This is a genomic window from Comamonas sp. AG1104 (assembly GCF_003350425.1).
Lineage (GTDB): Bacteria > Pseudomonadota > Gammaproteobacteria > Burkholderiales > Burkholderiaceae_C > Comamonas > Comamonas testosteroni.
Genome location: NZ_QQAS01000003.1, coordinates 254494 through 278053 on the forward strand (window position 1 = coordinate 254494; position 23560 = coordinate 278053).

Sequence of the window (23560 nt, forward strand, 5' to 3'; positions counted from 1 at the left end):
TGTCCAAGCACAGGAACATGAGCGTAAGCACTGTTGAAGATTTCTCTGTCCCCCAAGAAGATGACAGCCCACACCAAGACACACTGATGAGAACCTGGACGCTCCCTTCGACGACTGACGCCATGCCGGCCAGTGATATGGCCCAAGCCAGCGGCATGGCCCAGGCCAGCATCTTGCTGGCCGGTCTGGTGGAGCATCTGGGGCAGAGCCGTTTTGCCCAGGCCGCTCTCGAGCAGCTGAGCGCCATCGCGCCCACGGCCTCGCTGTCGGTGTATCGCATCGGCAACTGCCGGCCGCGGCTGTTTCTCTCGGCCTCCCAGGGCGTTGCGGACACCACACGCCAGTGCTGGAGCGCCTATCTCTCGGGACCCCAGCACGAGGACAGAAGCTGGGGCCAGGAATGGCCCGGGCATATGCGCACGCCAGGCGCCCGCAATCTGGTCCATGTGCAGGCCAACGAGGTCACGCCCTTGCATCGCCAGTGCGTGTATGACGCGCATGGCGTGGCAGAGCGCATCTCGATTGCCGAGCCCGGTGCCGATGGCTCGGTGTTTGCCGTCAACCTCTATCGCCATGCGCACCAGAAACCCTTTGCTGACCGGCATCTGAGCGACTTCGCGGACCTGTCCAGCGCCCTGATGGCTCTGACGCACAAGCACCTGGCGCTGACGGTGGACATGGCTGGCGGCGATGAGAGGTGGCCGGCTCGACTGCGGGAGCTGGCACCGGGTCTGACGGCGCGCGAACTCGAGGTCTGCCTGCGCCTGCTGCGCGGCATGACCCAGGACGGCATTGCTGCCGATCTCGGGTTGAGCGCAGCCACCGTGAAGACCTATCGCAACCGCGCCTTTGCGCGGCTCGATATCCACCACCGCCATCAGCTGTTCGCGCTGATGGTGGAGTGAATGCAGTGGATTCGCCGGACTGTGTCCGGCCGAGAAAGAAAGTGTGAAGTGCGCCGATAAGCCGGATTCTGTGCACAACGGTTGCCCGCCATGTGACCGCCATTAATCTTGGCCATCAGTCGCCTGATGGCTCGGTGCTACCTACCCGCACACTCCGGGGGCCCCGTCAACGTGTGCCTACTTGGTATTGCTGCGCGTAGAGATTGCCCGTTTCACCCTGGTTGGTCTGCCTTGCGGCACTCCTGCCAGACTCGTCTCTGTTGCTCTGATCCTCACCTCACGGTGGACAGCTGTTAGCTGCTACGCCGCCCTATGCAGTCCGGACGTTCCTCCAGTACGGTCTTTCGACCCAACGCAAGCGTTGGCCTTTCGGCTAGTACCAGCGGCGGTCTGGCGCACTTCACGGCGCGCATTATCCCGCGTTCAGAAAGAACTTGCACAGAACTCGCGCCTGAACTGCTCGGGCGGCAGGCCTGACTCGCGCTGGAACATGGCAATAAAGGCCGAAGGCGTGCTGTAACCCAGGTCGTAGGCGATGCGCTGCACGGTATGACCGGCCTCCAGCGCGTCGATCGCCTGTAGATAACGCATGCGCTGGCGCCATTCCCCCAGACTCATGCCCAGCTCTCGCTGGCAGTGGCGCGCCAGGGTTCGTTCCGTCATGTGCACGGTCTCGGCCCATTCGGCCAGACTGCGGTGGTCGTCGGGGCGCGACTGCATGGCATCCAGCACCTGCACCAGAGCAGGATGCCGGGCCACGGGCAGAAAGCTCAACTCCAGCGGCGTGGCTCGCAACTGGTCATGCACCACCCGGGCCAGCCGCAGGTCTGCATCAGTCACCGGGACCTGCACGCCCCTGGCGCCGAAGTCCGCCAGCACGGCTTTGACAATCGGCCCCAGGCGCATGCAGCCCGCCGTCTGCGGCAGATCCGCACATAGATCGGGGGCCAGATAGACGGAGCGGTACTGCACCGCATGCTGCAGATAACAGCTGTGCACCACGCCCGGCGGAATCCACACCCCGTGCTGCGGCGGGCACAGGATATGACCCGTGGGCACATCCATGCTCAGGCTGCCGTGGGCCGCATAGTTCAGATGCCCCCAGCGGTGGCTGTGCGGCGGAGCCTCGCTGTGTTCGCCGAACTCGTCATAGCGGAAGTAATAGCTGCCAGGCACCTTGTCGGTGTCCAGTATCTGTACGGCATGGCGCTTGGCGACCGGACCGGGAGTCGGGGCAGAGACGGGCATGGGTTCGTCCGGCTTGAGTTATGAAATGTCTGAAATCAGCAATGCGCTTCAAATACGTCAAGCGCATCATAAGCACCTCAAGGAGTTTCATATGGGTGCATACCTATTACCACTGGGCGCGGTGCTGATCTGGTCGGTCAACACCGTGGTCAGCAAGCTGGCCGCAGACAGCATCAGCGCGGCCGAGATCGGGTTCTTCCGCTGGCTGGTGGCCGCCGTGCTTTTCACGCCCTTCGTTCTGCCCTCGATCTGGCGCCAGCGCGCCGACATCAGGCCCCTGCTGCCACGGATCGTCGTGCTGGGCGTGCTGGGCATGGTCATCTACCAAAGCCTGGCCTATTACGCCGCCCACTTCACCACGGCCACGCACATGGGCATCATCGGCTCTCTCACGCCCATGCTGGTGCTGGCCCTGGCCGTGTTCATGCTGGGCCAGCCGCTCACGCATGGCGGCATCTGGGGCTCACTGCTGGCAATTGTGGGAGTCGCGCTGGTGGTTTCCTCGGGCCGGCTCAGCCATCTGGCCTCCGAGGGCCTGAACCTGGGCGACGCCATGATGTTCCTGGCCATGCTGGCCTATGCGGTCTACAACATCCTGCTCAAGCGCTGGCCCATGCCGCGCCTGGTCACAGTGCAGCTGCTGTATCTGCAGGTGCTGGTTGCCGTGGTCGTGCAGTTCCCGCTCTATCTCTTCTCGCCCAAGACCGGGCTTGACGCCAGCAACCTGCCGCTGGTGGGCTACGCCGGCATCATGGCGTCCATCGCCGCGCCGCTGCTGTGGATGAAGGCGGTGCAGACGCTGGGGCCCGGGCGATCGAGCATGTTCTTCAATCTGATCCCGGTCTTTACCGCCCTGATCGCGGCCTTCGCGCTGAACGAGCCCCTGGCGGCCTACCACGCCGTAGGCGGCGTCATGACGATTGCCGGCCTGCTACTGGCCGAGCTGTGGAAGGCCCCGCTGCGCGCACGACCTGCCTTGGCCTGCGGTGCTAAAGCAGCAGATTGAGAATCGCGTAGCTCATCAGCGACAGCAGACTCACCACGAACACCAGCATGACCCAGGGGCCCCAGCGCTGCTCGCGCCAGGAAAAACCGACCAGCAGGCCTACGCAGCAGGCCCCCAGCAGCATCAAAATTGTGTTGAACGTGAGCAAGAACAGTCCTCCCTCAAACAGACTTCGTTCCATTGTTCCCGATTGCAGGCTCCAGAGGAAACACCATCGCCCCTAGGCTTGACCTGAATCAAGCACAAGCCTTGCAGGTCCGGGCCATCGGCCTGCCCGGCGCTGCCATCGGCCGCGTGCAATCACTAGGGTTTTCCCGCGTTTTATCGGTGCACGCCTGCCTCATGCCGGTGCACAGCCCGCACCATCTCTGCTCATAAGAATTTGCATTCAGGGCCGCTCAGAATTTCTTGTTGGACAGCCCCTCGCTGCCTTTCGATACTGCCGCCACAGGAACACCGGCCCGCGCCGCATCCCCATGTTCCAAGACACACAGGAGCGCCAGCAAAAGCGCCCCATGTGCCCGCTGCACTTTCGCATACAGGAGACTCCCCATGAGCAGCCCGGCTTCCGCCACCCACCCTCTTGCCGGCCATGCCGGTGCGCACGCGCACCCCGACATGGACGCCACCTACCGCAAGATCACCTGGCGCCTGATCCCCTTTCTGGTCTTTCTCTTTGTCCTGGCCTGGATAGACCGCGTCAACGTCGGCTTCGCCAAGCTGCAGATGCTGCAGGACTTGCAGTTCAGCGAGGCCGTCTACGGCCTGGGCGCCGGCATCTTCTTCATCGGCTATTTCCTGTTCGAAGTGCCCAGCAACCTGCTGCTGGAGAAGATCGGCGCACGCAAGACGCTGGCGCGCATCACCATCCTCTGGGGCGCGGCCTCCATGGCCATGGCCTATGTGACCACGCCCACCATGTTCTATGTGCTGCGCTTCATCCTGGGGGTGGTCGAGGCGGGCTTCTTCCCCGGCGTGGTGCTGTATCTGACCTACTGGTTCCCGGCCCGCCACCGCGCGCGCATCAACGGCTTGTTCATGACCTCGTTCGCCATCGCCGGCGCCGTGGGCGGCCCGATCGCGGGCGCCATCATGAACGGCATGCAGGACGTGGGCCATCTGGCCAACTGGCAATGGCTGTTCATCCTTGAAGGCATTCCCTCGGTGATCGCCGGCTTCTTCGTGCTGGCCTGGCTGCCCGAGAAGCCCGAGAACGCCAAGTGGCTGAGCGCCGCCGAGCAGCGCGCCGTCACCGCCGCCGTCGCCCAGGAGAGCCAGCAAGGCCACAAGCAGCATTCCTTCGCCGATGCCTGCCGCAACTACCGTGTCTGGCTGTGCGCCGCCGTGTACTTCTGCATCGTCAGCGGCAACGCCACGATCGCCTTCTGGTCACCGTCCATCATCAAGGAGATCGGCATCCAGAACAATCTGCAGATCGGTCTGATCTCGGCCATTCCGTTTCTCGCCGGCACGCTGGCCATGGTCTGGAACGGCATGCATTCGGACAAGACCGGCGAGCGCCGCATGCACAGCGCCATCCCCGCGCTGATCGCTGCCACAGGCCTGATCCTGACAGGCATGTTCCTGCACAACGCCGTGCTGGCCCTGTGCGCGCTGACGCTGGCCTCCGTCGGCATCCTCGCTGCCTTCCCCGTGTTCTGGTCCATTCCCTCGGCCTTTCTGGCCGGCACGGCGGCCGCTGGCGGCATCGCCCTCATCAACTCCATCGGCAATCTGGCTGGCTTTGTGGCGCCCTACATGATCGGCGCGCTCAAGACCAGCACCGGCTCGCTGTCCTCGGGGCTGTACTTCGTGGCCGCGCTGGAGTTCCTCGCCGCCTTCCTGGTCGTGCTCTTCGTCAAGAAGCAGTGATCGCCTGACGCTGCCTGCGCAGCGCCGCTTTGCGGGGCCCACGGCCCCGCCTTCCCCTTTTTGAGCTTTCCGCCATGCAACTGCAATTCACCACCCCCGAAGGCCAGACCCTGGCCCCCATCTTCGACACCCTGATCGTCGCCGGCTGGGCCGGACGCGACCATGCGGCCATCGAGCACCATATCGAGGAGCTGGCCGCGCTCGGCATTCCGCGCCCCAGCGCCGTGCCGCTGTACTACCGCATCGCCAGCAACCAGCTGAGCCAGAGCAGCACGCTGCAGGTGCTGGGCCCGGACTCCTCGGGCGAGGCCGAGGTCTTCGTCTTCAGCCATGACGGCGAGATGTTCGTGAGCCTGGCCTCGGACCACACCGACCGCAAGCTCGAAGCCTATAGCGTGGCCTTCTCCAAGCAGGCCTGCATCAAGCCCGTGGCCACCCAGGCCTGGCGCTTTGCCGATGTGGCCGGCCACTGGGACGAGCTGATCCTGCGCTCCTGGATCGTGGAGGACGGCCGCGAAGTGCTGTACCAGGAAGGCACGCTGGCCAGCCTGCGCACGCCCCAGGACCTGATCGCGGGCTACACCGGCGGCCAGAGCCAGCTGCCCGAAGGCAGCGGCATGACCTGCGGCACCATGGCCGCCATCGGCGGCATACGCCCTGCCACGCAGTTCGCCATGGAGCTGTACGACCCGCGCAGCCAGCGCAGCATCCGCCACCGCTACCGCAGCGAGCTGCTGGACATCGTCGCCTGAACACGGAGCTACCCATGACTTCAGTCTCTCCCCGCCTGGACCAGGTCTCCGAGCGCCTGACCCAAGGCCAGACCAGCGCCGTGCAACTGGCCGAGCAGGCCCTGGAGCGCGCCGCGCAAGGCGAAGGCCCGCGCGTGTTCACGCGCGTGCTGCGCGAGCAGGCCCTGGCCGAAGCCCGCGCCAGCGATGTGCTGCGCGCAGCCGGCCTGGCACGCTCGCCCCTGGAAGGCCTGCCCATCTCGGTCAAGGATCTGTTCGACATCGCCGGCCACCCCACGCTGGGCGGCTCCAGGCTGCTGGCCGATGCCGCACCCGCCACGCAGACGGCCGAAGTCGTGCAGCGTCTGCGCCGCGCGGGCGCGGTCATCGTGGGCACGACCAATATGACCGAGTTCGCCTACTCGGGCCTGGGGCTGAATCCGCACTACGGCACGCCGCGCAATCCCTGGCAGCGCGATATCGACGGCGGCCGCATTCCCGGCGGCTCGTCTTCGGGCGCAGCCATCTCTGTGACCGATGGCATGGCGCTGGCGGCCATCGGCTCGGACACCGGCGGTTCGGTGCGCATTCCCTCGGCGCTGTGCGGCCTGACCGGCTTCAAGCCCACGGCGCGCCGCGTGCCCATGCAGGGCGTGCTGCCGCTGTCGGCCAACCTCGACTCCATCGGACCGCTGGCGCCCAGCGTGCGCTGCTGCGCCGCGCTGGACGCGGTGCTGTCGGGCCAATCGCATGGTGAGCTGCGCGCGGCCTCGCTGCAGGGCCTGCGCCTGCTGGCGCCCACAAATGTGGTGCTGGACGGCATGGACAGCGCCGTGGCCGCTGCCTGGCAGCGTGCGTTGTCGCTGCTGTACGCGGCCGGCGTGCAGATCACCGAGGCCGTGGTGCAGCCGTTTTCCGAGCTTGCGCAGATCAATGCCAAGGGCGGCTTCACCGCCGCCGAAGCCTGGGCCTGGCACCGCAGCCATATCGACGGCGCCGGGCGCCTGGCCGAATACGATCCGCGCGTGGGCACGCGCATTCTGCGCGGCAAGGACATCAGCGCGGCCGACTATATCGAGCTGCTGGCACTCCGCCAGCAGTGGATTGCCCGCGTCCAGGCGCAGATGGCCGATCACGACCTGATGCTCATGCCCACGGTGCCCGTGATCGCGCCGAAGATTGCCGAGCTCGAGGCCAGCGACGAAGCCTATTTCGCGGCCAACGGGCTGATGCTGCGCAATCCCACGCCGATCAACTTCCTCGACGGCTGCGCGGTGTCCCTGCCCTGCCACCGCGCTGGCGAAGCGCCCGTGGGCCTGAGCCTGGCTGGCACGGCCGGTCAGGACCAGCGCCTGCTGTCGGTGGCACTGGCCGTAGAGGACTTGCTGGCTCGGGCCTGAATGCGGATCAAAAAAAAACAGGAGCTGTAAGCGCTTGACTGCAATCGATTTCAGATAGAAAACACTCTGAAATCGATAGGCATCAGGCGCTAGCAGCTCCTTTTTTATTCAGTATAGAAGCCCACCCCAATGCACGGCAGGCATTGGCGCCCGCACCATCTGTGCCTGCTCCTGCGCTCTATGCATCTCCTGCCAGACGGGTGCCCGGCAGCCGCGCCACGGCCTGGCCATGGTTCAGCGCAAACGCCGTGGCCACCTCTTCGGCGGCGCGCACCACGGTTTCGGCCAGCGGGTTCTGGTGATCGTTGCGCCAGCAGGCCACCAGCGGCAGCGAGGGGAACTCGCGATCCACGCGCAGCAGGCGCAGGCGCTGCTCGGCCAGCTCGCGCTGGATGATGGCCGGCGGCACGGCCGCCACGCCCAGACCGTCGCAGACCACGCGGATCATGGTCGCCACCGAGGCAATGCAGTTCATGTGCGGCGTGGCGTTACCTTCTGCGCTGAACAGCTGCTCGATCACCGCATACGGCTCGGAGCCGCGTGCAAAGCTCATGATGGGAAAAGCCGCCAGCTCGGCCAGGCTCAGGGTCTCGTCGCCTATGCCCAGCTTGGGGCTGCCCACCCAGGCCATGGCGAACTCGCCCAGCGACAGATTGGCGATGGCACCGCCGGACACGGGCTTGGCCTGCAGCGAGACATCGAGCTGGCCCTTGAGCAGCTGCTCCGACATGTGGATGGTGGTGTCGCAGGCAATCTCCACCTGCAGGCGCGGATAGCGCTGCTGCAGCAGCGCGAGAAAGTCGGGGAACCAGCTGTGCACGATGGATTCGATGGCGCCGATGCGGATCACGCCCGCATAGGCCTGCTTGTCCAGCATGTCCTCGCGCATCTCGCGCATCAGCCTGAGCATGCGCTCGGCATGCACCAGGGCCTTGGCGCCGTCGGCCGTGAGCGTGACCTCGCGCACGCCACGGTCGAACAGGCGCACGCCGAACTCCTGCTCCAGCGTGGCGATGCGGCTGGAGACGGCGGCCTGTGTGGTGAACAGCCGCTCGGCCGTCATGCGGAAGTTGCGCAGCTCGGCCAGCAGCACAAAGGTTTCCAGAAACCGTAGATTCATGGGCCGATGTTAATCACCGCCCGCAGCCTTGCCCACTTTTCGGGTCATATCGATATAGCCCATTCGCACAACGCTTGCGTGCACAATGCTCTGTGTCTGCGCAGACCGCCTGCGCTGCGATCCACTGTCCCACCACCCCTTATTCGCGGAGGTCCGATGAGAGCTGACAACATTCTGCAAACGATTGGCGACACGCCCGTCATTCACATCAACCGTCTGTTCGGCAGCAATACCAACGTCTGGATCAAGTCCGAGCGCAGCAACCCCGGCGGCTCCATCAAGGATCGTATTGCGCTGTCCATGGTGGAGGACGCCGAGAAATCCGGTGCACTCAAGCCCGGTGGCGTCATCATCGAGCCCACCAGCGGCAACACCGGCGTGGGCCTGGCCCTGGTCGCGGCCGTCAAGGGCTACAAGCTGATCCTGGTCATGCCCGAGAGCATGAGCATCGAGCGCCGCCGCCTGATGCTGGCCTATGGCGCATCGTTCGATCTGACCCCCAAGGAAAAAGGCATGAAGGGCGCCATCGCCCGCGCCCAGGAACTGGCCGCCCAGACGCCCGGCTCCTGGATTCCCCAGCAGTTCGAAAACCCCGCCAACGTGGCCGTGCATGAGGCCACCACGGCCCAGGAAATCCTGCGCGACTTCCCCGACGGCATCGACGCCTTCATCACCGGCGTGGGTACAGGCGGTCACCTGTCCGGCGTGGCCAAGGTGCTCAAGGCCAAGTTTCCCAACCTCAAGGTCTATGCGGTGGAGCCCGCAGCATCGCCCGTGATCTCGGGCGGTCAGCCCGCGCCCCACCCGATCCAGGGTATTGGTGCCGGCTTTGTGCCCAAGAATCTGGACGTCAGCCTGCTCGACGGCGTGATTCAGGTGGAGGCCGAGCCCGCACGCGAATACGCACGCCGCGCCGCTCGCGAGGAAGGCCTGCTGGTCGGCATCTCCTCGGGCGCCACGCTGGCCGCCATTGCCCAGAAGCTGCCCGAGCTGCCGCCCAGTGCCAAGGTGCTGGGCTTTGCCTACGACACGGGCGAGCGCTATCTGTCGGTGGAAGGCTTCCTGCCCAACGCCTGATCGCGCCGCGCGCTTTCCTGCCACGCCGCACAAGATGCGGCGTTTTTCATGCCCGTCGCACATCTTGCGCATAGCCCGAGTTCGCCGCGCGGTCATCGGCCCATGCCAATGGCCCATGGGACAAGCGGTCATCGAGTCCGCTTGACACCAAACCAGGGCACTCCCCTACCATGGGGACAAGATATGCCACAAGCATGACACGGGAGTATTTCCATCTTGTTCCGATTTTTTGAAAAACAGGTAGCCCCTTATCCCGGCCAGGAGCCCAAGGTTCCGCCCAAGGGATTCTTTGCCTTTGTCTGGGCCTGCACGCAAGGCATGCGCGGCTGGATTGGTCTGATGACCCTGACCTCGGCACTCCTGGCCGCTTATGAAGCAGTGCTTTTCGCCATCATGGGCCGCGTGGTGGACTGGCTGGGCACGGTCTCGCCCGCCAATTTCTGGGCCGAACAGCAGGCCACGGTGCTGGGCATTGCCGCCATCCTGCTGGGCAGCGTGGCGCTGTTGGCCCTGCACACCACCGTGATGCACCAGGTGCTGGCCATCAACTTCCCCATGCGGCTGCGCTGGGTGTTCCACAAGCTGATGCTCGGCCAGAGCATGTCCTTCTATGCGGACGAGTTTGCCGGCCGCATCACCACCAAGATCATGCAGACCGCGCTGTCGGTGCGTGAAGTGGTGTTCATGGTGGTGGACGTGTTTGTGGGCGTGGGCGTCTACATGATCGGCATTCTGATTCTGGCGGCCAGCTTCGAGTGGCGGCTGATGATTCCGTTTGCGCTGTGGTTCGTCGCCTATGCCGGCGCCTGCTTCTATTTCGTGCCGCGCCTGGGCCAGATTGGCAAGGAACAGGCCGATGCGCGCTCCATGATGACGGGCCGCGTCACCGATGCCTATACCAATATCGCCACCGTCAAGCTGTTTGCCCACACGCGCCGCGAAGCCGAATACGCGCGCAATGCCATGGAGGCCTTCAAGGCCACGGGCTATGCGCAGATGCGTCTGGTCAGCCTGTTCGAGATCACCAACCACCTGATGATTGCCCTGCTGCTGCTGGGCAGCGGCGGCACGGCGCTCTATCTGTGGACGCAGGCTCAGGCCTCCGCCGGGGTGGTTGCTGCCGTGATTGCCATGGCGCTGCGACTGATGGGCTACTCGCACTGGGTGATGTGGCAGATGACGGGCCTGTTCGAGAACGTGGGCACCATCCAGGACGGCATCACCACGCTGACCAAGCCGCGCACCATCGTCGACGCACCCGACGCCAAGCCGCTGCAGGTCACGCGAGGAGCGATTGCCTTCGAGGATGTGAGCTTTGGCTACAAGGCGGACGGCAAAAAGGTGCTGGACCATCTGAACCTGCACATCCGTCCCGGCGAGCGCATCGGCCTGATCGGACGCTCGGGCGCGGGCAAGTCCACGCTGGTCAATCTGCTGCTGCGCTTTCACGAGCCGCAAAGCGGGCGCATCACCATCGACGGCCAGGACATCCGCAGCGTGACGCAGGACAGCCTGCGCAGCGCCATCGGCATGGTGACGCAGGACACCTCGCTGCTGCACCGCTCCATGCGCGACAACATCCTCTACGGTCGCCCCGACGCCAGCGAAGCCGACATGCATGCCGCTGCCGACAAGGCCGAGGCGTCGGACTTCATCGCCACGCTGACCGACCTCAAGGGCCGCAGCGGCTATGACGCCCAGGTCGGCGAGCGCGGCGTCAAGCTCTCGGGCGGCCAGCGCCAGCGCGTGGCAATTGCACGCGTGATGCTCAAGGACGCTCCGATTTTGCTGCTCGACGAAGCCACCAGCGCGCTGGACAGCGAGGTGGAAGCCGCCATCCAGGAAAGCCTGGACTCGCTGATGGACGGCAAGACCGTGATCGCCATTGCCCACCGCCTGTCCACCATCGCGGCCATGGATCGCCTGATCGTGATGAACGAAGGCCATATCGTGGAAGAAGGCACGCACCAGCAACTGCTGCAGCGCGGCGGCATCTACGCCAAGCTCTGGGCGCACCAGAGCGGCGGCTTTCTGGCCGAACAGGACGAAGCCGTGCAATAGGCCAGTGTTGTCGCGCGCTCAGGCCGGCAGCGCCTGGCGCACGCCGCTCATTGCATGAGTGCGCCAGAGATCACAAAGGGGCGCGTTGAATTGGTTGCTGGACAGGTTCACCGCACATTCGATGCTCGGTTTGCTGGAACATGTACTACACACCGCTCCGTTCAAGAGCTGCCAGATGGCTTTGTGTCGTTCACACGACGGCATTGAAAGAGGCAAGCCGATGACGGGCACTGATAATGCAAGACAGCAAGAGGTCAATGCAATGAGCCCCACCTACGGCAAACTGAAACCCATCGATTACGCACAAGCCTCAATGACTTTTGCAATCAAGGATGGCTCGACATCCGAGATCCCGAACCCAGAGGCAACAGAGCTGATCAGTGCGGAGCGCTTCAGCGAATTCATCAACCACCTCTACGATGCGGCTTCTTTGCCGGAGGCCTGGGTTCCCTGCCTGGAGGTAATTCGCACACATATGCGCAGCAATTTTGCGGTGCTGATCATCCGCCAGACCGAGGGGGACAATATCGGTTTGGTGGTCACCGCATCCGGAGGGCTCGAGGGCTTGCTTACGCACGATGTCTACAGCGAGCAAAGTCCATTCCTTGGCATGCCCAAGGAGCAATTCAAGACCATTCCCGACCTGATGTCCGAGAGCGAATGGCGCAGCAGCGTCTATTACAAGGACTGGTGCCGTGTGCACAATATTTTCCATGTAATGGCTGCCGATATCGTGACCACCGATGGCAGTGTCTACGGCCTGCGGATCACGCGCCCCGAATCAGAACCGGCCTTCAGCCAGCGGGATCTGGATCTGGGGCGCATGATCATGCCGCATATCCGCCGTGCGCTGAACATGCATCTGGCGCTGCACCATGATCGCCAGGTCATGTCGCTGTACAGCACTGTCACGGCTCGCTTGATGGTGGGTGTCGTCATCCTGGACCAGAATGGCCAGGTGCTGGAAAGCAATCCTGCGGCCAAAGGCATTCTCGATGCTCAGGATGGACTCAGGATCTCCGGCGGCATGCTGGAGGCTGAATATGCCAGCGACAACCGAAAGCTCCAGCGACTGGTCAAGGATGCCTTGCTGTCCTCCCTGGCATCGGCGTCCGTCATGACCGAAGGCATCTCGATTGCCCGTCCTTCGGGTCAGCTCAATTGGGGGCTTGTCGTCCAGAGCATTTCCTCGGGTGACAACGCAGAGGCCAAGAGCCGTCCCTGCGTCGCGGTGTTCATGCGCAACACCGATGACAAGGCCGATCCGTCAGCGCACCTGGCCCAGCAGCTGTTTCAGCTCACATCTTCGGAGACCGCGCTGGTGATCCAGCTGACCCATGGCCTGACGCTGGAGGAAGCAGCCAAAGCGCTGGGCATTCGCCTCAATACTGCAAGAGCTCACCTGCGCTCCATCTTCTCCAAGACCGGCGCCCGCCGTCAAAGCGAGCTGGTACGCTTCTTTCTCAATAGCGCTGCCTGGCTGGGAAGCAAGAGCGGCTCCTGATCCTCGCGCGGCAACCGCACCCCAGACATTGGGCGGTCCGTCCTCATCGCCCTGAAGCAGCGGGACAGGCAGGGATCCTCAGCGGTCTGCGGGTCGCCAGGGCGCTGCCGCAAAGGCCTCGGTCACCCATTGCTTGAACGCCTTCATGGCGCCCGTGTTGTACTGCCCCGATGGGCGCACCAGGTAGATGCCTCCGGCTTCCCCCAATGTCCATTGCGGCAATATACGGACCAGCTCTCCAGCATGGATGGAAGGCATGAGGTGCCAGTCACTGCCGGCGATGATGCCCACACCTTTGATTGCCGCATGCAGCAAAGCTTCGTTGTCGTTGCTGAGGATGGAGCCGCTGACCCGCACCGATTCGGCAACACTGGCGACCTTCTTTCCTGCCGGCTGAACCAGCCGCCATTGCGGAAAATCCAGCAGGCCGGTGTAGCCCAGGCAGTTGTGACGGACGAGATCTGCAGGCCTGTCTGGCGCTTCATGGCGCTCGAGATAGCTCGAGGATGCACACAGAAGGCGGTACTGATCGCACAGCCGCGTGGCCACCAGCCGGCTGTCCGACAGATGGCCGATGCGTATGGCGGCATCAAAACGCTCTCCCACGATGTCCACGATGCGGTCGCTGTACTCCACCTCGAGCACGACCTCCGGATAGGCCAGGGAAAAATCTGCCAGCATGGGACTGATCCAGCGCCGCCCCATCGAAGCGGGTATGGACAGGCGCAGGCGTCCTTGCGTTTCCTGAGCACCCTGCGCCGCTTCCTGCTCCGCCTCCCGAATCAGGTCGCTGGCCTGACGCACCTTCTCGACCAGCCGCAGGCCTTCACTGGTGAAATGCAGCTGACGCGTGGTGCGTTCCACCAGCCGCACGCCCAGTCTTCGCTCGAGAGCCTGCATGCGCTTGGAAAGCACCGAAGGATGACGCCCGAGAGACCGTCCCGCAGCGGCAAATGAACCCTGCTCTGCCAGTGCGAGCAACGTGGCGAGCTCATCCGTGCGCTGACTGTCGAGTATGTCCATGGTGTCTGTGGCGATTCAGGGAGTGAGGATGATCGATCCTTGCGAGCGTCCTTGCTCCAGGTCTGCGTGCGCCAGGGCTGCGTCCTTGAGCGCGTAGCTTTTCCATATGCGAGGCGTGAGTATGCCGGCTGCGATGGCATCCAGCACGTCCTGCGCACGGCTCTGATACTCCTCTGTCGTTGCCGTATGCGCGGCCAGAGACGGACGGGTCAGAAACAGCGAGCCCTTGGCATTGAGCACGCCTACCTCGACGGCAGGCGGCAGGCCCGATGTGGCACCAAACGACACCATCAGCCCTCTGGGTCGCAGGCAGTCCAGCGAAGCGAAGAAAGTGTCTTTTCCGATGGAATCGTAGACCACATCCACCTTTTGGCCCTGCGTGGCCTGCAGCACCTGGGATGGCAGCGACTGCGCCTCGAAGACAAACACATGGTCGCAGCCTGCCGCCTTGGCGCGTTCCACGCTGGCGGGCTTGGAGACGACGCCCAGAACCTGGGCGCCCAGATGCTTTGCCCACGTGCACATCAGTTGCCCCAGAGCCCCCGCAGCGCCATAGATCAGCACGCGGCTGCCCTGCTTCACCTGGCCGGTGGTCTTGAGCAGGTACTGGGCCGTGATGCCCTTGAACAGGACCGACGCGGCAGCTTCTTCCCCAAGTGCGTCCGGAAGCCTGATCAGGCGATCAGCCGGAAACAGGCGCGCACTGGCATACGCGCCCAGGGGACCGGTGGCGTAGCCGACCCGATCTCCTGACTTCAGACCCGACACCCCCGAGCCCACTGCGGCCACGATACCCGCGCCCTCCAGGCCCAAACCCGAAGGCAATGCAATCGGGACCATGCCCTTGCGCTGATTGACATCCAGAGGATTGACACCGATGGCGGTCTGCTCGAGCAGAACCTCGCCCGGCCCTGGCAACGGCAGATCCAGCTCTTCGAGCTGCATCACTTCGGGTGCACCTGAGCTGTAGATTCGAATGGCGAGGGCCATGGCTTTTCCTTGCGAATGATGAAGCAGCCATCGTATTCGTGCCATCTACGTGCATCAACATGAGCGCATGCACATAATAAGTGCATGTGGTGCAGCAATATCCGCCTCAAACCCTGAGCTTGTTCCGAAGTCTCGAAGCAGAGTGCCACTGTCACGCCGCCTGTTGCGAGACAGGATAGCCAGTCAGCTGAAACGAAATCAGACGCCTGAAGCGAAAGAAGTTTTACAAGAAAGCTTGATCGATGAGCATAGAACTCCCCAAACACGCACAGCAGCAGGCCATTGCCTCCATAGAACGCTATTTCCGCGAAAACATGGACGAGCCCATAGGCAATATGCAATCCGGTGCCCTGCTGAATTTCTTTCTCGCGGAAATAGGCCCCAGCATCTACAACCGTGCCGTGGCCGATGTGCAGGAGAACCTGCAGGCCCGGCTGCAGGAGCTGGACTATGAAGTGGGCAAGGAAGAATTCAGCTACTGGACGGCCAAGCGCACAGGCAAGCGCTGAAATGATTCCTTCCAGACGCCTGCAAGCAGCTTTGCAGCCAGATCAGCCGGCTCCGACTGCGGCGGCATTGAAGAAACTGGCTCATGCCCTCAGGGATGAAGGCATGAGCCAGGCCGAGCTCTACCGCCTGTTCCAGGCCGAGCATGCACGCAGCGACCTCGACGAACCGCGCCTGGAGGCGCTGGCCGAGACCATGGATCTGATCTGGGGTGGCGGCTGGGCCAAGGGCCATGCATTGTTCGAACAAGAGCTGTCGCAAGCACGGCTGGATAGCGAATAAGACAGCGCCTGCACCCGCCAGTCGGCCCGTCTGGCATACCATCGCCGCATGCGTCTTCTCCATACCTCCGACTGGCATCTGGGCCAGCACTTCATGGGCCGCAGCCGCCAGACCGAGCATCAGGCCCTGATCGACTGGTTGCTCACCCAGGTCCAGACCCATTGCGTGGATGCCGTGCTGATCGCCGGCGACATCTTCGACACCGGAGCCCCGCCCAGCTATGCGCGCGAGCTGTACAACCAGCTCATCGTGCGCCTGCACGACGCAGGCGCGGCCTTGCTGATACTGGCGGGCAATCATGACTCGGTCAGCGTGCTCGATGAAAGCCGCGAGCTGCTGACCTACCTGGGCGCCCAGGTGGTCAGCTCGACCGGCGACGAGGCCCGTCATGTGGTCACGTTGCCGCAGCGCGGCACGGCGCGCAGGCCGGGCTGCATCGTCTGCGCCCTGCCCTTCATCCGCCCTCGTGATGTGCAGCAAAGCCAGGCCGGGCAAAGCGCACAGGACAAGCAGCAGGCACTGCAAACCGCGATAGCTGCCACCTACCAGCGCGTATATGCCGCAGCCCTGCAGCAGCAACAGGCGATGCAGGCCAGCCAGGGCGAAATGCTGCCCATCATTGCCACCGGCCATCTGACCACGGTGGGTGCCAGCAGCAATGAATCGGTACGTGAAATCTATGTGGGCGCACTGGAGGCTTTTCCGACCAATGCTTTCCCGCCAGCCTGCTATATCGCCCTTGGCCATATCCACAAGCCGCAGCTCGTCGGCGGGCTCGATCACATTCGCTACAGCGGCTCTCCCATCGCCCTGGGCTTTGACGAAGCCAGGCAGACCAAGCAGGTACTGCTGGTGGATCTGAATGCCGACGGACTGCAGACCGTCACCGCCCTGCCCGTGCCGGTGTTCCAGCCCATGGCCTCCATCGCCGGCACTCTGGCGCAGATGTCTGCCTTGCTGGAATCTGCCTCGGCCCTGGCACAAGCCGATCGGCCGGTCTGGCTGGAGGTGACGGTGCAGGAAGACGACTACCTGTCCGACCTCACGGCGCGCGTGCAGGCCATGGCCGAGTCACTGCCCGTGGAGATTCTGCGCATCAAGCGCCAGCGCGGCCAGGCTGCGGCACTGCTTTCCGGCGAGGCCCGCGAGTCACTGGATGAACTCACTCCGCTCGATGTGTTTGCGCGTCGACTGGCCCAGGAGAGCCTGGAGCCGCCGCTGCAATCGGCGCTGACCGAGCGCTATCAACAGGTGCTGCACGGCCTCCACGACGAGCAAGGAGCAGCGGCATGAGAATTCTCAAACTGCGCCTGAAGAATCTGAACTCGCTCAAGGGCGAGTGGAGCGTGGACTTCACCGTCGCCCCCTTTGCCGACAACGGCCTGTTTGCCATCACCGGAGCCACGGGCGCGGGCAAGTCCACGCTGCTCGATGCCATCTGCCTTGCTCTCTACCACCAGACGCCACGCCTCGACACCATCAGCGGCAGCAACGACATCATGACGCGCCACACCGGCGAGTGCGAAGCCGAGGTGGAGTTCGAAGTCAAGGGCGTGGCCTACCGCGCCTTCTGGAGTCAGCGCCGCGCGCGCGGCAAGCCCGACGCAGCCCTGCAAGCGCCCAGGGTGGAGCTGGCACTGGTGGCGGACGGCAGCATACTCACCACCCACGTCAAGGACAAAACCCGGCGCATCGCCGAGATCACCGGGCTGGACTTTGCGCGCTTTACCAAGTCCATGCTGTTGGCCCAGGGCGGCTTTGCCGCCTTCTTGCAGGCCACGGCCAATGAGCGTGCCGAGCTGCTCGAAGAGCTGACCGGCACCGATATCTACGGCCGCATCTCGCAGTCCGTGTTCGAGAGAGCGCGCGACGCCCGCCAGGCCCTGGAAAAGCAACAGGCCCAGGCACAGGGCATGCAGTTGCTGGATGCAGGCACGCGCGAGCAGCTGCAATCCCAGGCGGCACTGCTGCAAACCGGCTTGACGGATCTGCAGGCACGCCACCAGCAGCTGCAAACCGTACAACGCTGGCAGGCGCAAACCATGCAGGCCATGCAGGCAGTGCAAGAGGCTCGCAGTGAACAAGAGAAAGCCCGGCAAGCGCTGAGTGATGCCGCGCACGATTTACTGCGCCTGCAGGCCCACGGACCTGCGCAGGCAATCCAGCCCATGCACCATCGCTGGCAACTGGCACAAGACCAGCAAAGCGAACAGGCCGCGCGATTGCAGCAACTGCACACCCTGCGGCTGCAAGCCCAAAGCGCGCAATGGCACCAACACCAACAGGCCCGGCAATTGGCTGACGCGCAGCGGCAGCAGTCAAGGCTGCAGCTGGAGTCTGCACAGAATCAGCAGACTGATCTGGCCGCATGGCTGCAGCTCCATGCCAGCCACGCCCTGCTGGGCGAGAACCTCAGCGGCTGGCGCGAGCAGCTGCAGCAAGGCCAGCAACTGCAGCAGCAAGCCGCTCAGACAAAAGCGCAGGCAATGCAGTTGCAGCAGGTCGCCCTGCAGCTGCAGCAGCAAGCCGAGGCACAGACACAGCAAGGCACGCAGTCGACACGGCAAGCCGCCCTGGCGCTGCAACAGCAACAGGCCGCTGAACAAGACCTGCAGCAGCAGCTGGCCATGCATGGCAGTCTGCCTCAGCTGCGCAGCCACTGGCAAAACGCACAACGCCAACTGCATCACTGGCAGCTGTTGCAGGAGCATGCCGCGCTGCGCCAGCCCCTGGACGTGCAGCAGCAGCGCAATGCGCAGGCGCTGAGCTCCGTTGATGCCCGCATTCAGCAGCAGCTTGCACAGCGCGATGACTTGCGTGCGCAGTACAAGGCGCTCAAGGACAAGGTGGCCGACAAGCAAACCCTGCTTGACCAGGAGCGCCTCATCCAAAGCCTTCAAGAGCACCGCGCCGCGCTGCAGCCCGGCGAAGCCTGCCCGCTGTGCGGATCGCACGAGCACCCAGCCATCACCGAGTACGCGGCGCTGGATGTATCGGCCACTGCCGCCGCACTGCAGCAAGCGCAGAGCGAACTCGAGTTGCTGCAGCGCCAGGGCGAGCAGTTGAACACCGCGCTGGCCACGGCCCAGGGCCAGCGGCACCAGCAGCAGGAGCAGCATCAGGTCATTGCCCAGCAGATCGAGAAATGGCTGGCACGCTGGGCTGACTTGCGCGCACAGAGCGCGGTGCCGCTGGATGAGGCTGCATGGCAGCAGCCCGATGCACTGCGCACCGCTTGCGCTGAAGCCGGGCAGCAGATTGCGCAGCTGCAGCAGAGCCTGGCCGATGCCGAGGCCGCCGAACGTCAGCTGCAACAGGCCAAGGACGCCTGCCAGGCGGCTGTGCAACACCAGCAGCAGATCGAGCATGCACAAGCCAGCACCCAGCAGGCTCTGCAGAACAATCTGACGCAGCAGCAGCAGACCGACCAGGCACTGCAAGCCTTGATACAGCAGGCCGGCGACCAGCAAAATCGCTTGCAGCTTGCTCTGCAAACGACAGGCTACGCATTGCCCGACAGCGCGGACACCGCTCACTGGCTGGCTGCACGACAGCAGGAATGGCAGCAATGGCAGCGCCAGCAACAGGCAATGCAAGAGCTGACCCAGCAGATCGACCTGCTGCAACGCCAGGTCGTGCAGGCCGCAGAGGATGCCGAGCACTGGCAGCAACGCAGCCAGGCCCTGCCCGATCTGCCCGCCGAAGCCACCGCCTGTACAGCGCCACCCGCCGCCACGCTGCAGGACTGCAGAGTTCTGCTCGAGCAGACTGCGCAGCAACTGGCCACGCTGCAAGGTCAGGAAAGCCAGGCACAAGCCACGCTCGAGCAGTTGCAGCAATCCACTCAGCAGACCCTGCTCGAATGGCAGCAGGCGCTGCAGGCCAGCCCGTTCTCCGACGAAGCGCAGTACAGCGCAGCCCTGCTGTCCGATGCCGAACAGCAAGGTCTGCAGGCACTGAGCGACCAGCTTCAGGGAGCGGCACAACGCGCGGCCACCTTGCAGGCCGACGCCAGCCAGCGCCTGGCCGAGCTGCAGGCCCAGGCGCTCAGCGCCGAAGCGCCCGAGAGCATCAGCGATCAGATCACGCAACTGGAGGCCGAACGCACACAGCAGGCCGAACAACTGGGCGCACACCGCGCCCGCCTCAAAGATGACGATGACCGCCGCGCTGGCCAGCAGGCCTTGCTGGCCCAGATTGCCGAGCAGGAAAAAGACAGCGACCTGTGGCAGCGGCTGGACAGCCTGATCGGCTCCGCCAAGGGCGACAAGTTCCGCAAATTTGCACAGGGGCTGACGCTAGACCATCTGCTGCATCTGGCCAACCGGCACCTGGAGCGCCTGCACGGTCGCTATTTGCTGCGGCGCAAGCCCACGGGCGAGCTGGAGCTGGACATCGTGGACGGCTGGCAGGGCGATGTGGCGCGCGACACGCGCACGCTCTCCGGCGGCGAGGCCTTTCTCGTCAGCCTGGCACTGGCACTGGCGCTGTCCGATCTGGTCAGCAGCAAGACCTCGATCGATTCGCTATTCCTGGACGAAGGCTTCGGCACGCTGGACGGCGACACGCTGGAGATGGCGTTGGCCGCGCTCGATGCACTCAATGCCAGCGGCAAGATGATTGGCGTCATCAGCCATGTGGAAGCGCTCAAGGAGCGCATTCCGGCGCAGATCCGCGTGGAAAAAGCGGCCGGAATCGGCTACTCCAGACTGGTGATCTAAAGCCTGGTTCAGGTGCCGGGCGGAGGTGGCGGCATCATGCCCGGGCGCGGCGGCCGCATGCCGCCGGGCCGCCCCGGACCTCCAGGCCCACCTGGGCCGCCCGGCGGCATGGAGCCCTTGACCTGGCAGAGCTTGTCGGCACTGTCGCTGCGCACCACCACGGTCTTCGATGCCAGCATCACCCCGCCCAGGTTCTGCACATCGAAGACATAAGGCGTCTTGTCCGGCTCCTGCCCCACCACGTTGTCCACATCCAGGCGGGTATCGGGCTGGCCCTTGTTCTTGTAGAGCGGCGCCTGCGCAAAGATTTCGCTGTTGAGCGCATCGCTGAACAACAGCTGGCTGGTCAGCCACGATGCAGCGCTGTCCGCCGGGTCGTAGCTGCCTTGCAGAATGCGAAAGTGCACATGCACGGCACGGCCTCGATACCAGCCGGGGTAGCAGCTGTCGAAGCGCGCCACGCCATTGCCGTCGGTGCGCTGATAGCCGCGAAAGAACTGCTTGTTCACATTGGCGGCATCGTTGTTGCACATGCGGTGAATCTGGCCCGAGTAACCGCCCGTGTGATTGGTATGCCAGATCTCCACAATCGTGCCCGCCACCGGCTCACAGCACTCGTTGACCACGCGAATCTGCATATGCAGCGGCAGGCCATTCCATCCATCGCTGACATCCATGCGCTCAGGCGACAACGTATGACAGGGGCCGATGGTGGCCTCGCAGGTCAGGCGGCAACCGCCCGCCAGCCCGGCGGCAGCAAATGGATTGATGCCGCGCACGGCAGCGGTGATGGCCTTGGTACCGCCGCTGAGCCAGGGAGCAGCGGCTTTCGCCGCGCTGGCCGCGGCCGGCGCTGCTGCCGCACCGATTGCAGCGGGCGCGGCACGACCGGGCAATGGCATGAAGGGCAGTGCCCCCAGCAGGGCTGCGGATTGCCGCAGCCAGCTTCTGCGCGAGGTTGCGCGCGCGGCTGGTGCAAGCGTTTCGGATGAGGAGTGCAGCTGGGTCATGGGCGATAAGGACTCGTCTGTGAATCGCACCATGCTAGCGCCACAGCCGCCAACGCAGCCAGCGGCTGCCGCATCTTTACCGATGCTATACAAAAATGCTCTCCATGCCTTTTCTGTAAAGCGTCATACGCTACGGTTTTTGATAGTTTCACCGATCAGGCGCCAAGGTCACCCAGCCCGCGCCAAGCCGGCCCAAAGGCTTTGGCTTACCATCCAGACCCTTGCTTGATAGGTACAAGCCATGATCCGGATCGCAGAACTCAAACTCCCTCTCTCGGCGGTTGAATACCACCCCGAGAACCACACCGAATACCAGCCCACGGACAAGCTCACGCAGCTTGCGGCCGAGCGTCTGGGGATTCCATCCTCCGCCATTGCCAAGCTGCATGTGCACAAGCGCAGCTTCGATGCGCGCAAGGCGGAACTGCTGGCCGTCTACATCGTCGACATCACGTTGGCCGACGAAAGCCAGGAGGCCGCGCTGCTGACGCAGTTTGCCGACCATCCCCATGTCAATCCCACGCCCGACATGAGCTGGAAACCCGTGGGCCAGGCCCCGGCGGATATGAACGAGCGCCCCGTGGTCGTGGGCTTTGGCCCCTGCGGCATGTTTGCCGGACTGGTGCTGGCCCAGATGGGCTTCAAGCCCATCGTGCTGGAGCGCGGCAAGACCGTGCGCGAGCGCACCAAGGACACCTGGCGCCTGTGGCGCAAGCGCGAGCTGACGCCCGAGTCCAATGTGCAGTACGGCGAAGGCGGCGCCGGAACCTTCTCCGACGGCAAGCTCTACAGCCAGATCAAGGACCCGCGCCATCTGGGCCGCAAGGTGCTCACCGAGTTCGTGACCTATGGTGCGCCGCCCGAAATTCTCTATGCGGCTCACCCCCACATCGGCACTTTCAAGCTGGTCAAGCTGGTCGAAGGCATTCGCGAGGAGATCGTGCGCCTGGGCGGAGAAATCCGCTTCGAGCAGCGCGTGACCGATGTACAGATCGAAGAAGTCGGCGGCCAGCGCCAGCTGGTCGGCCTGCAGGTGCTCGACCAGGCCACAGGCCAAAGCTATGCGCTGCCCACCCACCATGCTGTGATGGCGCTGGGCCACAGCTCGCGCGACACTTTTGCCATGTTCTACGAGCGCGGCGTGGCCATGGAGGCCAAGCCCTTCTCTGTGGGCTTTCGCATCGAACATCCGCAAAGCGTGATCGACCGCGCCCGCTGGGGCAAGGATGCCGGCCACCCGCTGCTGGGCGCTGCCGACTACAAGCTGGTGCACCATGCCAAAAACGGCCGCGCCGTCTATAGCTTTTGCATGTGCCCGGGCGGCACCGTGGTGGCAGCGACCAGCGAACCCGGGCGCGTCGTCACCAACGGCATGAGCCAGTATTCACGCGCCGAGCGCAATGCCAATGCCGGCATGGTCTGCGCCATCAGCCCCGAAGACTACCCGCAGGACGCCGAGAGCTTTGCCTGGGCCTTCGACGGCAAGACCTTCGGCGTCGAAAAGCTGCAAAAAGGCGAGCATCACCCGCTCTCCGGCATTGTGCTACAGCGCCAACTGGAATCCCAAGCCTATGTGCTTGGGGGCCAGAACTACAGCGCGCCGGGCCAGCTCGTTGGCGACTTTGTGACTGGCAAGCCATCCACCGAATTTGGCGAAGTTCAGCCCTCCTACAAGCCCGGCATCAGCCTCGGCGATCTGCACCAGGCCCTGCCCTCCTATGCGATCGAAGCCATGCGCGAGGCCCTGCCCGCCTTTGGCAAGAAGATTCGCGGCTACGACATGAAGGATGCAGTGCTGACCGGTGTGGAAACCCGCACCTCGTCCCCCGTCAAGATCGGCCGCGGAGCAGACTTCCAGAGCGACAACACACGCGGCCTGTACCCAGCTGGCGAAGGTGCCAGCTACGCGGGCGGCATTCTGTCGGCCGGTGTGGACGGCATCAAGGTCGGCGAAGCCGTGGCGGCTGCGATTCTCGGAGTCGAAGTCCCCTCCTCGGGCGCGCGCGGCTCGGGCGGAGCCCTGTAAGCCACGCGGCTTGCCTCTCGTTGCTCCCCAGGTATGCCAGCCCCCGGCTGGCTGCCTTTGATGGGCGTGAGCACACC

At 64.1% G+C, this 23560-nt stretch carries 19 protein-coding genes and 1 other RNA gene; 13 read left to right on the forward strand and 7 right to left on the reverse strand.

Annotated elements, in window-relative coordinates; translation table 11 throughout:
- Positions 1–122 precede the first annotated feature (122 nt).
- On the forward strand, positions 123–905 hold the full coding sequence (locus tag DFO48_RS09670; protein ID WP_034350167.1) for a helix-turn-helix transcriptional regulator: 783 nt from the start codon (positions 123–125) through the stop codon (positions 903–905).
- 41 nt (positions 906–946) lie between these two features.
- Here the strand turns inward: DFO48_RS09670 and rnpB are convergent.
- Together rnpB and DFO48_RS09680 are read right to left on the reverse strand one after the other, a co-directional pair.
- Positions 947–1307, reverse strand: an RNA gene (gene rnpB, locus DFO48_RS09675) — RNase P RNA component class A.
- A gap of 21 nt (positions 1308–1328) precedes the next feature.
- Positions 1329–2153: a helix-turn-helix domain-containing protein gene (locus tag DFO48_RS09680; protein WP_003081172.1), complete on the reverse strand. Its 825-nt coding sequence runs from the start codon at positions 2151–2153 to the stop codon at positions 1329–1331.
- 91 nt (positions 2154–2244) lie between these two features.
- Between DFO48_RS09680 and DFO48_RS09685 the strand changes: the two genes are divergently transcribed.
- Positions 2245–3159: a DMT family transporter gene (locus DFO48_RS09685; RefSeq protein WP_114863506.1), complete on the forward strand. Its 915-nt coding sequence runs from the start codon at positions 2245–2247 to the stop codon at positions 3157–3159.
- Here DFO48_RS09685 and DFO48_RS09690 read toward each other — a convergent pair.
- Positions 3143–3307 carry a hypothetical protein gene (locus DFO48_RS09690; RefSeq protein ID WP_230847704.1) on the reverse strand — a complete coding sequence of 55 codons (165 nt, stop codon included), beginning with the start codon at positions 3305–3307 and terminating at the stop codon, positions 3143–3145. The genes DFO48_RS09685 and DFO48_RS09690 overlap by 17 nt on opposite strands.
- A gap of 404 nt (positions 3308–3711) precedes the next feature.
- Between DFO48_RS09690 and DFO48_RS09695 the strand changes: the two genes are divergently transcribed.
- The 3 genes from DFO48_RS09695 (at position 3712) to DFO48_RS09705 (ending at position 7162) form a co-directional block, all read left to right on the forward strand.
- Positions 3712–5031: an MFS transporter gene (locus DFO48_RS09695; RefSeq protein ID WP_003081179.1), complete on the forward strand. Its 1320-nt coding sequence runs from the start codon at positions 3712–3714 to the stop codon at positions 5029–5031.
- Between the two features lie 74 nt (positions 5032–5105).
- Positions 5106–5783, forward strand: a complete 678-nt coding sequence (locus DFO48_RS09700) for a DUF2848 domain-containing protein (RefSeq protein WP_034377128.1) — start codon at positions 5106–5108, stop codon at positions 5781–5783.
- 14 nt (positions 5784–5797) lie between these two features.
- Positions 5798–7162: an amidase gene (locus tag DFO48_RS09705; RefSeq protein ID WP_114863233.1), complete on the forward strand. Its 1365-nt coding sequence runs from the start codon at positions 5798–5800 to the stop codon at positions 7160–7162.
- Positions 7163–7340: 178 nt separating this feature from the next.
- Here the strand turns inward: DFO48_RS09705 and DFO48_RS09710 are convergent, their stop codons facing one another.
- A complete protein-coding gene (locus tag DFO48_RS09710; RefSeq protein WP_003081186.1) occupies positions 7341–8282 on the reverse strand; it encodes a LysR family transcriptional regulator in 942 nt (313 codons plus the stop codon).
- A gap of 156 nt (positions 8283–8438) precedes the next feature.
- Between DFO48_RS09710 and cysK the strand changes: the two genes are divergently transcribed.
- From cysK to DFO48_RS09725, 3 genes are all read left to right on the forward strand, one after another.
- The gene (cysK, locus tag DFO48_RS09715; protein WP_114863234.1) at positions 8439–9359 is read left to right on the forward strand and encodes a cysteine synthase A; all 921 of its coding nucleotides are present in this window, start codon (positions 8439–8441) and stop codon (positions 9357–9359) included.
- A gap of 216 nt (positions 9360–9575) precedes the next feature.
- Positions 9576–11420 carry an ABC transporter ATP-binding protein gene (locus DFO48_RS09720; protein ID WP_003081192.1) on the forward strand — a complete coding sequence of 615 codons (1845 nt, stop codon included), beginning with the start codon at positions 9576–9578 and terminating at the stop codon, positions 11418–11420.
- Between the two features lie 262 nt (positions 11421–11682).
- On the forward strand, positions 11683–12924 hold the full coding sequence (locus DFO48_RS09725; protein ID WP_233506361.1) for a LuxR family transcriptional regulator: 1242 nt from the start codon (positions 11683–11685) through the stop codon (positions 12922–12924).
- Between the two features lie 78 nt (positions 12925–13002).
- On the opposite strand, the gene DFO48_RS09730 is transcribed toward DFO48_RS09725, so the two are convergent.
- Both DFO48_RS09730 and DFO48_RS09735 read right to left on the reverse strand, forming a co-directional pair.
- Positions 13003–13947, reverse strand: coding sequence for a LysR family transcriptional regulator (locus DFO48_RS09730; RefSeq protein WP_003081198.1), 945 nt, complete (start codon positions 13945–13947; stop codon positions 13003–13005).
- A 15-nt stretch (positions 13948–13962) separates the two neighbouring features.
- Positions 13963–14937 carry a quinone oxidoreductase gene (locus DFO48_RS09735; protein WP_114863236.1) on the reverse strand — a complete coding sequence of 325 codons (975 nt, stop codon included), beginning with the start codon at positions 14935–14937 and terminating at the stop codon, positions 13963–13965.
- Positions 14938–15179: 242 nt separating this feature from the next.
- Between DFO48_RS09735 and DFO48_RS09740 the strand changes: the two genes are divergently transcribed.
- From DFO48_RS09740 to DFO48_RS09755, 4 genes are all read left to right on the forward strand, one after another.
- Positions 15180–15446, forward strand: coding sequence for a DUF2164 domain-containing protein (locus tag DFO48_RS09740; protein WP_003068137.1), 267 nt, complete (start codon positions 15180–15182; stop codon positions 15444–15446).
- Positions 15447–15549: 103 nt separating this feature from the next.
- Positions 15550–15726: a hypothetical protein gene (locus tag DFO48_RS25605; RefSeq protein WP_233506362.1), complete on the forward strand. Its 177-nt coding sequence runs from the start codon at positions 15550–15552 to the stop codon at positions 15724–15726.
- A 48-nt stretch (positions 15727–15774) separates the two neighbouring features.
- Positions 15775–17019: an exonuclease subunit SbcD gene (sbcD, locus tag DFO48_RS09750; RefSeq protein WP_114863238.1), complete on the forward strand. Its 1245-nt coding sequence runs from the start codon at positions 15775–15777 to the stop codon at positions 17017–17019.
- A complete protein-coding gene (locus DFO48_RS09755) occupies positions 17016–20447 on the forward strand; it encodes an SbcC/MukB-like Walker B domain-containing protein (protein ID WP_114863239.1) in 3432 nt (1143 codons plus the stop codon). The genes sbcD and DFO48_RS09755 overlap by 4 nt, the downstream gene beginning before the upstream one ends.
- 8 nt (positions 20448–20455) lie before the next feature.
- Here DFO48_RS09755 and DFO48_RS09760 read toward each other — a convergent pair whose 3' ends face one another.
- The gene (locus DFO48_RS09760; protein ID WP_114863240.1) at positions 20456–21490 is read right to left on the reverse strand and encodes an intradiol ring-cleavage dioxygenase; all 1035 of its coding nucleotides are present in this window, start codon (positions 21488–21490) and stop codon (positions 20456–20458) included.
- Between the two features lie 208 nt (positions 21491–21698).
- On the opposite strand from DFO48_RS09760, the gene DFO48_RS09765 reads away from it, so the two are divergent.
- Positions 21699–23483 carry an NAD(P)/FAD-dependent oxidoreductase gene (locus tag DFO48_RS09765; protein WP_114863241.1) on the forward strand — a complete coding sequence of 595 codons (1785 nt, stop codon included), beginning with the start codon at positions 21699–21701 and terminating at the stop codon, positions 23481–23483.
- Positions 23484–23560: the final 77 nt, after the last annotated feature.

Coding starts and splice junctions, on each gene's coding strand:
- DFO48_RS09670 (WP_034350167.1), top strand. CDS start 123: ATGCCGGCCAGTGATATGGCCCAAGCCAGCGGCATGGCCCAGGCCAGC.
- DFO48_RS09680 (WP_003081172.1), bottom strand. CDS start 2,153: ATGCCCGTCTCTGCCCCGACTCCCGGTCCGGTCGCCAAGCGCCATGCC.
- DFO48_RS09685 (WP_114863506.1), top strand. CDS start 2,245: ATGGGTGCATACCTATTACCACTGGGCGCGGTGCTGATCTGGTCGGTC.
- DFO48_RS09695 (WP_003081179.1), top strand. CDS start 3,712: ATGAGCAGCCCGGCTTCCGCCACCCACCCTCTTGCCGGCCATGCCGGT.
- DFO48_RS09700 (WP_034377128.1), top strand. CDS start 5,106: ATGCAACTGCAATTCACCACCCCCGAAGGCCAGACCCTGGCCCCCATC.
- DFO48_RS09705 (WP_114863233.1), top strand. CDS start 5,798: ATGACTTCAGTCTCTCCCCGCCTGGACCAGGTCTCCGAGCGCCTGACC.
- DFO48_RS09710 (WP_003081186.1), bottom strand. CDS start 8,282: ATGAATCTACGGTTTCTGGAAACCTTTGTGCTGCTGGCCGAGCTGCGC.
- cysK (WP_114863234.1), top strand. CDS start 8,439: ATGAGAGCTGACAACATTCTGCAAACGATTGGCGACACGCCCGTCATT.
- DFO48_RS09725 (WP_233506361.1), top strand. CDS start 11,683: ATGAGCCCCACCTACGGCAAACTGAAACCCATCGATTACGCACAAGCC.
- DFO48_RS09730 (WP_003081198.1), bottom strand. CDS start 13,947: ATGGACATACTCGACAGTCAGCGCACGGATGAGCTCGCCACGTTGCTC.
- DFO48_RS09735 (WP_114863236.1), bottom strand. CDS start 14,937: ATGGCCCTCGCCATTCGAATCTACAGCTCAGGTGCACCCGAAGTGATG.
- DFO48_RS09740 (WP_003068137.1), top strand. CDS start 15,180: ATGAGCATAGAACTCCCCAAACACGCACAGCAGCAGGCCATTGCCTCC.
- DFO48_RS25605 (WP_233506362.1), top strand. CDS start 15,550: ATGAGCCAGGCCGAGCTCTACCGCCTGTTCCAGGCCGAGCATGCACGC.
- sbcD (WP_114863238.1), top strand. CDS start 15,775: ATGCGTCTTCTCCATACCTCCGACTGGCATCTGGGCCAGCACTTCATG.
- DFO48_RS09755 (WP_114863239.1), top strand. CDS start 17,016: ATGAGAATTCTCAAACTGCGCCTGAAGAATCTGAACTCGCTCAAGGGC.
- DFO48_RS09760 (WP_114863240.1), bottom strand. CDS start 21,490: ATGGTGCGATTCACAGACGAGTCCTTATCGCCCATGACCCAGCTGCAC.
- DFO48_RS09765 (WP_114863241.1), top strand. CDS start 21,699: ATGATCCGGATCGCAGAACTCAAACTCCCTCTCTCGGCGGTTGAATAC.